This is a genomic window from Ruegeria sp. CH8, from assembly GCF_056536985.1.
This window is the reverse complement of the sequence record NZ_JBQFQR010000052.1, coordinates 1-10,331: the sequence shown is the minus strand read 5'-3', so window position 1 is coordinate 10,331 and position 10,331 is coordinate 1. Positions and strand designations below refer to the sequence as shown.

At 53.3% G+C, this 10,331-nt stretch carries 10 protein-coding genes and 2 pseudogenes; 5 read left to right on the top strand and 7 right to left on the bottom strand.

Going from position 1 to position 10,331, the window contains the following annotated elements; all coding sequences use genetic code 11:
• Nucleotides 1-223: 223 nt before the first annotated feature.
• The 4 genes from ACR0ER_RS25180 to ACR0ER_RS25165 form a co-directional block, all read right to left on the bottom strand.
• Nucleotides 224-1,414, bottom strand: a complete 1,191-nt coding sequence (locus ACR0ER_RS25180; RefSeq protein WP_480771216.1) for a low temperature requirement protein A — start codon at nucleotides 1,412-1,414, stop codon at nucleotides 224-226.
• Nucleotides 1,415-1,614: 200 nt separating this feature from the next.
• The gene (locus ACR0ER_RS25175; protein WP_480771215.1) at nucleotides 1,615-2,235 is read right to left on the bottom strand and encodes a DsbA family oxidoreductase; all 621 of its coding nucleotides are present in this window, start codon (nucleotides 2,233-2,235) and stop codon (nucleotides 1,615-1,617) included.
• 36 nt (nucleotides 2,236-2,271) lie between these two features.
• Complete coding sequence (locus ACR0ER_RS25170) at nucleotides 2,272-2,991, bottom strand: glutathione S-transferase family protein (protein ID WP_480771214.1); 720 nt, start codon at nucleotides 2,989-2,991, stop codon at nucleotides 2,272-2,274.
• Entirely contained in the window at nucleotides 2,978-3,586 is a 609-nt protein-coding gene (locus tag ACR0ER_RS25165) for an NAD(P)H-dependent oxidoreductase (RefSeq protein ID WP_480771213.1), read from the bottom strand. Before ACR0ER_RS25165 ends, ACR0ER_RS25170 begins: the two co-directional genes overlap by 14 nt.
• A gap of 124 nt (nucleotides 3,587-3,710) precedes the next feature.
• On the opposite strand from ACR0ER_RS25165, the gene ACR0ER_RS25160 reads away from it, so the two are divergent.
• The 3 genes from ACR0ER_RS25160 to ACR0ER_RS25150 all read left to right on the top strand — a co-directional run bounded on the left by ACR0ER_RS25160 (nucleotide 3,711) and on the right by ACR0ER_RS25150 (nucleotide 7,003).
• Nucleotides 3,711-4,082: a winged helix-turn-helix transcriptional regulator gene (locus ACR0ER_RS25160; protein WP_480771212.1), complete on the top strand. Its 372-nt coding sequence runs from the start codon at nucleotides 3,711-3,713 to the stop codon at nucleotides 4,080-4,082.
• A gap of 230 nt (nucleotides 4,083-4,312) precedes the next feature.
• Nucleotides 4,313-5,203, top strand: a complete 891-nt coding sequence (locus tag ACR0ER_RS25155; RefSeq protein ID WP_480771211.1) for a LysR substrate-binding domain-containing protein — start codon at nucleotides 4,313-4,315, stop codon at nucleotides 5,201-5,203.
• A gap of 258 nt (nucleotides 5,204-5,461) precedes the next feature.
• Nucleotides 5,462-7,003: an adenylate/guanylate cyclase domain-containing protein gene (locus ACR0ER_RS25150; RefSeq protein ID WP_480771210.1), complete on the top strand. Its 1,542-nt coding sequence runs from the start codon at nucleotides 5,462-5,464 to the stop codon at nucleotides 7,001-7,003.
• 165 nt (nucleotides 7,004-7,168) lie between these two features.
• Here the strand turns inward: ACR0ER_RS25150 and ACR0ER_RS25145 are convergent.
• The 3 genes and pseudogenes from ACR0ER_RS25145 to htpX form a co-directional block, all read right to left on the bottom strand.
• Nucleotides 7,169-7,459: pseudogene (locus ACR0ER_RS25145) on the bottom strand (DUF333 domain-containing protein); the annotation flags it as partial.
• A gap of 127 nt (nucleotides 7,460-7,586) precedes the next feature.
• Nucleotides 7,587-8,072: pseudogene (locus ACR0ER_RS25140) on the bottom strand (IS6 family transposase); the annotation flags it as partial.
• 149 nt (nucleotides 8,073-8,221) lie between these two features.
• Nucleotides 8,222-9,127, bottom strand: coding sequence for a zinc metalloprotease HtpX (gene htpX / locus ACR0ER_RS25135; protein ID WP_480771209.1), 906 nt, complete (start codon nucleotides 9,125-9,127; stop codon nucleotides 8,222-8,224).
• Nucleotides 9,128-9,411: 284 nt separating this feature from the next.
• Here htpX and ACR0ER_RS25130 point away from each other — a divergent pair, with 284 nt between their 5' ends.
• Nucleotides 9,412-9,831, top strand: a complete 420-nt coding sequence (locus ACR0ER_RS25130; RefSeq protein WP_480771208.1) for a hypothetical protein — start codon at nucleotides 9,412-9,414, stop codon at nucleotides 9,829-9,831.
• Between the two features lie 119 nt (nucleotides 9,832-9,950).
• Nucleotides 9,951-10,310, top strand: a complete 360-nt coding sequence (locus ACR0ER_RS25125; protein WP_480771217.1) for a P-loop nucleotide/nucleoside kinase family protein — start codon at nucleotides 9,951-9,953, stop codon at nucleotides 10,308-10,310.
• Nucleotides 10,311-10,331 lie beyond the last annotated feature (21 nt).

Below are 10,331 nucleotides of genomic sequence, written 5' to 3'. Positions count from 1 at the left end.
GGCGGATAATCTCCGGACTGGTTTTGAAATACTTGAAGGCGGCAGGTTTGGTCATTCCCAAACGCTACGCACTCGCCCTGCCCCGCTCAAGCAATGTTCTTCTGACAAGACCACTAGGGCAGTTAGAGCTATTTCAAGCAACCAGGGACCGGTGGCCGCCCGGTCCGGGCGCTCGAGCCACCAATAGACTTTCCTTCTTAGATAGCCCGAACTTGTAAGTGCCTCACTCATGTCGAAACTGCGTCCAGGCGCGCGTCAGGGGGATCGCGATTTGCGATAGTAAAGCTGTCCCCCAGATCAGATTGCCTACCAAGGAGGGGACATGTGGGACGACAAAGAAACAGATGATTGCCAGCACTATCCCGAATACACGCACATCCCATCGCCCGAAATCCGACGCCAAACGATGCTCAATCACGTTCTGAAGCACCCAAAGCATCGCGATGTATCCTGCAAGGCCGAAACAGCCAATGGCGGCATATTCGGTTGGGTATGGTTCCCAAAACCCGACTTTGACCTCGGCAGCTAGCGCCACGCCAACCATGACACCGCAAAGCATCAAGATCAGGTGCGCCAGCCACCAGATGACCAAGGTCGACACCTTCTTGTCCTTGGGCTTTGCATTGCCGACAAAGTCAAAATAAATCCAGCACATGACGAACATCGAAACGCCGCCGATGACGAAGTTAACAAGCACATCCGGTGAGACTTTGTAGATACCTTTCTCGGACAGAGTGACGACCAGTTTGAAGAATCCTTCGCCCAAAACGATCAGTGTCAGCAGAGCAAACCGTTCAGCCATATGGCCAAGGCGCGGGACGAAACGTTCGAAGCGCAATACAGTGACGCCGGGGATCATATACATCGCCTGTGTGGCCACCATTGCGACGGCAAACACCCAATAGGCTAGAGGTGTTGGCAGAAATGCCGTGATGGCAAAGATCACCGCAAAAACCGAGAAATTCCTGATCTGCGCCGCGGACATCGACTCGCCCGAGGAATTGACCCGCCGGGCACGATAGTACAGCGCGGCAATCATGGCCCGGTTCGCGGCAAATCCCAATGCGAAGAAAATCCAACCCTTTCCGTCGATGGCCGGGATCGCCGCGGCCATGAACATCACCGTACAAATCATCACCGACATGATCAGGCGGTGCCAGAAATCGGTGCTGACATAGATCGAATTGAAAATACTGAGCTCACCCCACGCGTACCAGAGCGTGATGAAGACACCAGCGAACACAAGAAACCCATGCAGATCGAGGTGATGCGACAGGTAGTTGCCCAGCAGAAAGATCGTCACGACATGGATCAGGTCATAGAACAGCTCGGCCCAGTGGACATGATCATGTGCGTGGTCAAGGTCCTGGTGATGTTGGGGCTTTCGCCACATGGGGTGGTCATGCAGTGCCATAAATTGGGAACTCTTCAAGGTTGGAAGGCTGTAGTGGCCGGCATGCGGCCACCCCGATTGAATTATTGCTATAAGATGAAGGTTGTCGCGGAGAACAACACCATGCAACCCCCCACAATGCATGTTCAGAGCGGACATGCCGGGCAACACCTGTCCAATCGTGGGGTTATTGCGCTGGAAGGGTCCGGAAGTCACGGGTGTTACGCTGCCCTGTTGTCTCGTAAATGCAACAGGATGCGGGCGTATCTTTCCTCGCCCTGTGCGCCGATTACAAGGTGACGTTGGTCGAACACCATTGCGGGCACGCACTGAATGCCTTGGCCGATCCAGAACTTCTCTTTCTGGCGGACGCTGTCGGCCAGTTTTCCGCTTTGCAACACGGCCAGCGCATTAGCGTGGTTCAGCCCGATGCATGCGGCCGCGCCGGCGAGAACCTTCAAGTCCGAAACGTTCTGACGTTGCATAAAGAACGCCGAAAAGAGAGCCTGATTCATTTTGTGGCCATTGTCTAGTTCGGTGGCCCAGTCAATCAATTGATGTGCGCGGAAGGTGTTACACATCCGCATGTCATCGGCGTAAATGCACGTGAACCCCTGTGCTGCTCCCAGATCGGTCAGGCGGGCTCGCGCCTGGATCGACGCTTCCAACGTGGTCCCGTATTTCAATGCCAGGTGATCGCGCAGGTTCTCTCCGCCTTCTGCCATCTGAGGGTTCAGCTCGAACGGGTGCCAGTGGATATCAAGTTCGACTCCGGTGTCGTGCGCGGCTTTGGCGAGCTGGTAGTAGCCAATCACACACCACGGGCAAACAACGTCGGACACGACATCGACACGGATTGGGGGAGCATCCTGTACGGCTCAGGTTCCTTTCACGTCGCCGGAAAAACGCGCCGCGTTTTCTTTGGCAAAGGTGCTGGCATCTGCGTCAGCATCCCAAAATTGTGGGTTGGCCTTGGGGATGGTCAGCGCTCGCTGCACGGCGGGCCGGGCATCAATACGGTCGAACCAGGCGTTCAGATGCGGAAGGTCTGACACATCCACCCGGGCCCAGACATAGGCGCGCGCCCACGGGTACAGCATCATGTCAGCAATGGTGTATTCGTCCGCTGCGATCCATTCACGCCCGTCCAGGCGCGTGTTCATCACCTCCATCAATCGGCGGCTTTCATCCACGTAGCGGCGGATCGAGAAGGGCTCTTCATGGCCATTTGGCGCGGCGATATGCTGGAAGTACATTGCCTGTCCCATCATCGGTCCAACATGGCCGACCTGAAACAGCATCCACTGCGTCACCTCTGACCGTTTGACCGGGTCCGACGGTAGAAATTTCCCGTATTTCTCGGCCAGATGCCACAGGATCGCACCGGATTCGAAGATCGCACGCCCTTCCGAGCGGTCTTCGATTGTTGGTATCTTTCCGTTTGGGTTCAGCGCCAGAAAATCCGGCGCCTTTTGTTCCTGCTTGGAAAAATTGATGTGAGTCAGGTCGTAGGGCACGCCTGCCTCTTCCAGAAAGATGACCGGCTTGTAGCCGTTCATCGTGCCGGCGGTGTAAAGGTGGATATCAGGCTGGGACATGTTCAACCTCGGCAAATGTGGATTTCAGATGCGCGTCAAATCGGACGAAATCGGTCTCGATCTCTGGGTTTTTCATCACGTCAAACGCTGCAAAAGTCGGCAATGGCTGCATGGCAAGGAACTTTGCGTTCAAGTGCATCGGCGCCAGCAGGTCGTCGACGCTGCCACCGGCAAAGAACGGTTCAGTTTCATTGTCGAACGCTTCTTTCGGGGCGTTGAACGTAACCGACAACAAGTATTTTTTGCCGTTTAGTGAGCCGCCAGTGCCGTAGTTGGCTTTGGGCGCGCCAGTTGTACGGCCGTCACCTACGGACAAGCGGCCGTCCATACCGACCGTGTACACCTCATCGATGTATTTCTTGAAGATCCACGGAACACCCATCCAATTCACCGGGAATTGCATGATGACTGTGTCAGCCCATAGGTGCGCCTCGACCTCTGCGTTAGCGTCATAGCCATCGGCGACGGTGGTCACGCGCACTTCGTGCCCCATTGCTGTCAGCGTAGTCCGCGCGTGCTCGGTCAGGCTGGCGTTTAACTGTCCGGGGGCAAATTCGTAGGGCTGGGTGCCGTTCACGATGAGGATTTTACTCATGTCAGTATCCTATATGTGCAAACTCTGAACCCTTGACTTTCGCCGGGTTCAGAAAGCATTTGAGAGCGCAGGTGTGATAAATCAACTAGTATACTTTTGGTAACCTAGTTCTCTGAGCGAAAGGATGACGATGCTAGCGCGGATTGAAGAGGACGCCAAAGGCCGTCGACAGGTCTCGGAGGCCTGTCTGGAGCCATGCGCAATCGAAAGAGGTATGAGGATTATTGGCGGAAAATGGACCGGATCGATCTTGTGGCACCTCAAAGATGGTCCCGTACGTTTCAATGATCTGTCGCGTATGATCGGTGGGGCCAGTAAGAAGATGATTGCCGAGCGGCTGCGCCAGCTAGAGGATCAGGGGCTGGTGAGCCGACACGTGATGGATACCGCGCCGGTTTCCGTACAGTATTCTATCACTGACCTTGGCCGCACGGCACTTGGGTTTCTCGACGAATTGCGAAAGTGGAGCGAGGAACTGCTTAACGGCTTAAAGTGATGACTGTAGTCTGTGTTCAATGATCTGAAAGCTAGAGTTTTTCTGACCGCGTACCGAAAGAGGTTTTCACCGATCTGCGGATGAAGTGACAAGATTACTTGGAACAGTTGTCTAGCTCCCTTGTTCTGGGCCATCTCGGACTAGAGTTTCGGGGACTGGTGGGCGCATGTTGAGGGCCTGATGAGAACGCCTAAAAGAGCTATACATACTATTCCATGAGGGAATAAGGGATGCCTACATTGAACTGGAAGTTACTCACGGCCTTTGAGGCCGTTGCCCGGCATCTAAATTTCACGCGCGCCGCGAGTGAATTGAATGTGCAGCAGCCCTCGATCAGCAGACGCGTTGCGGAACTCGAAGCAGAACTCGGGGTTAAACTTATTGTTCGTAAGCGTCCCGCTGCAACGTTGACAGCTGAGGGAGACCTCCTGTTCAAAGCAATCTCCGGCAGCATCACTCAAGTCGCGGATGCTATCGACCACATAAAGGCGCAACCAGATCGGAACGTTGTGGTAGTGAACACGACGATTGGATTTGCGAGCTGCTATTTGATGCAACGCCTGGCCAGTTTTCGAACTGAACACCCTGACATCGCTATTGAACTCGTTTCCCGGGATCAAAACGAAACCTACCGAACAGCCCAATCTGACGTGTTGATCCTTTTCAACGATCCAAACCAGCTCCCAGAGATGCTTAACGTATCGATCTTCTCTGAACAGCTGGTGCCTTTCGCAAAGCCCGGTGCGTTTTCAAACGTCAGAGACGCGCTGGAAGACCTGGCGCGACTGCCCTTGCTGCATCTTTCCACTGGAGTGCACGCCAATGATTGGAAAACGTATTTTGGAGGAACCGACATATCGTTACCGGTCCCTCGATCCGAGCAACGGTTCACCTCATTCATGGTGTACCTCCAAGCTGCAATGAACGGTGATGGCGTGATTCTCGGCTGGGAAACGCTCTTTCAGAGTTTGATTGATCAAGGACAACTGGTGCGCGTGGCGAACAAGAGCGTCCGAACCGAACGAGGATACTTCGCCTGTTTGACGGAAAGGGCCTCGAAAAACTCCGCTTCTAAGAAAGTGTGGGAATGGCTGGGTTCTCTTTCCGAAGCCGTGCCGTGATAAGGGCAAAAACCTAAGGAAGCGCCACTTTCGCGGCCAGTAGCTAGGAAGCGGCCCAAACTAGACATCGGTCATGAAAACCATCGCTGCGTTGCAGCTTCGCCAAAGCTGCCATTCGCTGCGCATACGAGATCTAAGCGTTTCCCAAGGCCGACTGTGCGGACGAAGCTGCCGTAGACCTGGGGTTCAAAGTGACTTGTTGTGCAGCAATATGTATTTTGTTCCAAGTATCGTCGCCATTCGAGAAGGGCGAAACAGATGTGGGAGCAAAGCAAAAAGGAATCTCGGCAATCAAATCTGATCGTACGGATCGTGGCAAAAGCAGCTCTATCTGTACGCAGCAAATTGCTGGTCGCGTTTTTGGGGATCACCTTGTTGCTTTTGGGCTTGGCGCTGTTTGCGATGGCAGCATTGCAGGAGTCGAACAGACGTGTCGACGCCATGATCTATGATCAGGAGAGAATTGCATATTTCAACGAAATTCATTTGGCTTTGAGCGAGCTGAACCTGATGAACTTGTCTTTGATCATCGATCAGACGCCCGGAGGCGGTTCATACAAAATTTTTGCATTTTCATCCGACGCATTCACTGGTCAGATCGAGAACCTCCAACATCACATCGCGCAAGGGATACGACGTTTCGTGCAAGCGGAAAGCAACGAAGCCCGAACCATTGATGTAATCCGAGCAGACTTAAGCGACATAAAAACAAAGGCAGTCGCCATGCTGCGGTTTCGAAGAGACGGGAACATGCAGAACGTCGTCGAATTGGGGCTGGGCCAAATCTTTCGCCGCATTCGTGCATTGCAGGACGATGCGTATACTCTCGTTCAGTCTGCCGAAAAAGATATGAGCAACCGCGCAGTCAGGAACACAGAAGTTTATCAGTCGATTCGCAAAATGGTCGTAGCGGCGGCGGCAATTGCGATGGGATCAGCTCTCTTTCTTGGCTACGTGATCTCTTCGTCGCTGATCTGGCCCATGCATCGTATTTGCCAAACACTTAGCGTTGTCGCCGAAGGAGATTTCTCGGCGCGAGTTAATGTGCCCAATCGCGACGAGCTTGGTAAATTGGCAAACGACGTGAATGCTACAAGTGAGCGTCTGGGTAATCTTTATGAAACGGTAGAGACCCAGCGAGCGGAACTGGAAGCTGAATACGCCCGGTCGGAAAAGTTGCTTTACAACCTTTTGCCAGAAGACATTGCGGCAAGACTAAAGGTCGACCCAAACCAGACCATCGCAGACAAATTGCCCAATGTGGCGATACTTTTCGTAGACATCGTCGATTTCACCCCCCGGGCATCGAAACTACCACCGGAAGAGGTGGTCGGGTTTCTGAACACGATCTTCCGCATCTTTGACGAGTTGGCAGAGAAGCACGGTTTGGAAAAGATCAAGACGATCGGTGACGCCTACATGGTCGCGGCGGGTACGCCTTCACCAGTGGGTGACCCGGTGCGCCGTGTCGCCGAGATGGCGCTGGACGTGCAACGGGTGGTCGCAGATATGTCAACTGATTTCCCAGATGGGCTCCAAGTCAGACTTGGGCTTCACGCGGGTCCTGCTGTCGCTGGTGTCATTGGAAACCAAAAGTTGTTTTACGATGTTTGGGGGGAAACAGTGAATACCGCCAGCCGGATGGAAAGCCAAGGTGAACCGGGGAGAATTCAAGTGACCGGCGTTGTAAAAGAAAAGTTAGAGGCCGACTACGAATTTGAACCTAGAGGTGTGGTTGAGATTAAAGGAATTGGTGCCGTGGAGACATGGTTCCTTAACGGCTCCAAAGCCAAAATCTGACCTCTATGTAATGACTATTTAGGGCTCACAGCGGTCATTCAACGGTTTTGATTGGCTTGTGTGGTTCGAACGACTGCATAGCGGACAAACCTGCCGTCCGTCATTCAACCGCTTATTACCGCTCTGCGTGGAAAAATCTGAAGGCTTTAGTGGTGGGGCGAAAAACTACTTACTTTTGCGAAAGTGCTCCCACGCGTCGACCTCGCTGCCATCCGGCAAGATACAGAGGCCGCGCCGAGCGCCGGTGGCATCTGTCACGATCCGGTAAGCTCCACCGCCCTCAACGCAAAATGCCGCTGCGGGATTGAGGAGGCCCGGTGGGTCTGCGTCTCCGGACGCGGCCTCCCGAAAAAACGCCCAAGCGTCAACGCGTCTCCCGTCAGGCAGAACGCATATCCCACGTGCTCCCATGGCGTCCTGAACGATTTCGTAGCTCCCGCCTCGCTCTACACAGTAGGAGGCGGCGGGTTAGGTACCTGCTGGGCCTCACCCGAGCCAGCCATGAGCCACACCGCCACCGCGCTCAAACAAAGTGCTCTAATTGCACCGGTGTGGCGGAAAACTCCCCGCTTACTGACAGCGTTCCCGTCTGCTGTTTTTCGGTAGCACCAAGTTCTCTGAGCGCGGCCCTGTATGACGCAAAGCGATCCGTGACGACGTTTTCCGCTTTGCCGTGCTGCTTCATCAATTTCCTGAGGAATTTCAATGCGGCCTGCTTGTTTCGGCGTTTGGTGACGACTGCCTCCAGCACTTCGCCCTCATGATCTACAGTCCGCCAGAGGTAGTGCCTCTTGCCATTCACCTTCACAAAAACCTCGTCCACGTGCCATTTCGGTTTCGAGAATGCGCGCAGTTGCTGAACTCGCTTTCGCCTGATCTTGGAGGCAAACATCGGACCGAACCTGTTCCACCAATATCGGACGATTTCGTGGCTAACGTCGATGCCTCGCCCGTGCAACAGATCTTCGAAACTCCGAAGCGAGAGAGGGAAACGGATGCACAGCATCACCGCCAAGCGGATGATCTCGGGGCTGGTTTTGAAGTACTTGAAAGAGGTAGGTCTGGTCATGGACAAAAGCTACGTAACCACACTGCCCCCGCTCAAGCAAAGTTCTTCTGACAAGACCCCGCAGATTAAAGGCTTCTCCACAAAGATTTGCAACTCGCCAAGCTGTGCTGTGTCGCCGAAGTTTAGACAGTAGTTCCTGGGCGCGACTTTCACCCCCAAGGGCCAGTTCCTGCTCCTTGGTTTGTTCTACTCGAGTTTCTGCTTTCATAGGCTGCGTTAGACTGTTGGGAGAGCGCTCTCAACGCAGCTATCCGGTTTTCTGTTGACGGGTGAGTTGAAAACAGCTTGTCACGCGTGTGCGCATGCAATGGATTGATAATAAACATGTGTGCGGTCGCTGGGTTGCGCTCTGCGGCATCATTGTCGATCCGCGCCGCTCCTTTCTGAATACGTTCCAAGGCAGATGCCAATGCTAGAGGTTGACCGCAAATCTCGGCGCCGGTGCGGTCGGCGGCGTATTCCCTTGTCCGACTAATTGCCATTTGGACCAAACCTGCAGCCAATGGCGCTAAGATCATCAGCACAATGGTCCCCACTAGACCAAGAGCGCTATCCCGTCTTCCTCCAAAGAACAGTGCGAAGTTTGCCAACATCGTAATCGCACCTGCAAATGTGGCAGTTACGGTCATAATCGCAGTGTCATGGTTCTTGATATGCGCGAGTTCATGCGCGACAACGCCCGCCAACTCCTCCCTTGTGAGGGTTTGTAGCAACCCCGTGGTTACGGCAACAGCGGCGTTGTTTGGATTGCGGCCTGTAGCAAATGCATTGGGTTGGGGGGTTTCGATCAGGTACACAGCGGGCTTTGGCATGCCCGCGTTCTTTGCAAGGTCCCCGACCATTTGAGACAACCCCAAGTGGTCACCAGATGAAACTTGCCTTGCGTTGTGCATGCGAAGGACCATTTTGTCTGAGTTCCACCAGGTAAAAATATTCATACCTGCCGCCAATACCAAGGCGAACAGCATGCCGCCTGTACCTGCAAGCAGGTATCCCAACCCCATGAACAAGGCCGTCATTGCGGCCATCAAAATAGCAGTTTTCGTGTAACCCATTCGATGCAGACCTCTAAGCGGCTCGTACGTAGATGTGTGATCAATACGCTCATGTTGCAATGATTATCGCCCCGAACTGTGGCAATGCAGACCACCAAGCTAGGCGACTGGTGACTAATCTTCGAACTGAACTCGAAAAAAACTCATTTAAATTCAATTATCTACATCTAAAACTCCACCTCCACTAAAGAACGTATTCCAAAGTGTTAACAATTACACTTCCAAGAAATTGAGTTTCTGCCAGTATTGTCCTGTGTGTTTTAGCGAGTGTTGTTGGTCAGAAGATGTATTTTTCCAAGTTCGAAGAACAGTTTTGCGCGGTTAATGACACCCGCAAGGATGAGTTTGCCCAGAATTTCCCATTGCTGGACAATAAATCTGTACATGCGCGCTGGAAGAAAGGTTCTTGGCAAATCACACGGATAGGTGAGATCTGGAAGAGGTCCGGGAAGGTTTTCTCGGTTCCATACGAAGGCATCGACGCATACCCATCCTTCCAGTTCGCAGAAGATGGAACTCCGCTTCCTTTGATGGAAACTGTGTTGAAAGCGCTGCCAGCCGATATGTCGCCTTGGCAACGTGCTTTTTGGATGATCTCTCCTAAGGCCGAACTTGGAGGGGAAAATCCGGCGAGTTCCATTCAAACTGGGGATAACCGTGTAGTCGACGTGGCAAGTAAATTCGGAGGCGATTTCCTCAACTAGATGGGTCCCATCTAGGGAACTCGACTACCTGCATCCTTTGCGTGGCAGTTGCGGATATTGACCGCTGCAGCGTGATCGTCGTCTTTAATTTCCGAGTATGTTCTTGGTATAGCGCGGTTATGAACGAAACCACTCCGAAGCTTATTCTTTTTTGCGGCAAACCTGCGTCTGGCAAGTCAACACTCGCCAAAAAGCTTGGTCAGGCCGAGCGTACAGTTGTAGTCGCAGAGGACGAGTGGCTTGCTGCCCTGTTCGGAGACGAGTTGGTTGCAATTTCGGACTATGTAAGGTGCTCCAAGAAGTTATGCGACATCATGGGCCCACACATTGCTTCTTTGCTTAGGGCTGGGACATCGGTTGTTTTGGACTTTCCTGCGAATACATCAAACGCACGCGCTTGGATTGGCGGCATGCGGGTCCGAACTTCCACTGCGAGCGCCTGGCGGGTGTATTCATCCAAAACCGTGAGCATCTTGTAGCTCCGCCCATTGCTCAGCTTG

Bases quoted from the DNA above. Each gene is read 5' to 3' on its own strand.
- ACR0ER_RS25180 (WP_480771216.1), bottom strand. From the start codon at position 1,414: ATGGCACTGCATGACCACCCCATGTGGCGAAAGCCCCAACATCACCAG.
- ACR0ER_RS25170 (WP_480771214.1), bottom strand. From the start codon at position 2,991: ATGTCCCAGCCTGATATCCACCTTTACACCGCCGGCACGATGAACGGC.
- ACR0ER_RS25165 (WP_480771213.1), bottom strand. From the start codon at position 3,586: ATGAGTAAAATCCTCATCGTGAACGGCACCCAGCCCTACGAATTTGCC.
- ACR0ER_RS25160 (WP_480771212.1), top strand. From the start codon at position 3,711: ATGACGATGCTAGCGCGGATTGAAGAGGACGCCAAAGGCCGTCGACAG.
- ACR0ER_RS25155 (WP_480771211.1), top strand. From the start codon at position 4,313: ATGCCTACATTGAACTGGAAGTTACTCACGGCCTTTGAGGCCGTTGCC.
- ACR0ER_RS25150 (WP_480771210.1), top strand. From the start codon at position 5,462: ATGTGGGAGCAAAGCAAAAAGGAATCTCGGCAATCAAATCTGATCGTA.
- htpX (WP_480771209.1), bottom strand. From the start codon at position 9,127: ATGGGTTACACGAAAACTGCTATTTTGATGGCCGCAATGACGGCCTTG.
- ACR0ER_RS25130 (WP_480771208.1), top strand. From the start codon at position 9,412: ATGTATTTTTCCAAGTTCGAAGAACAGTTTTGCGCGGTTAATGACACC.
- ACR0ER_RS25125 (WP_480771217.1), top strand. From the start codon at position 9,951: ATGAACGAAACCACTCCGAAGCTTATTCTTTTTTGCGGCAAACCTGCG.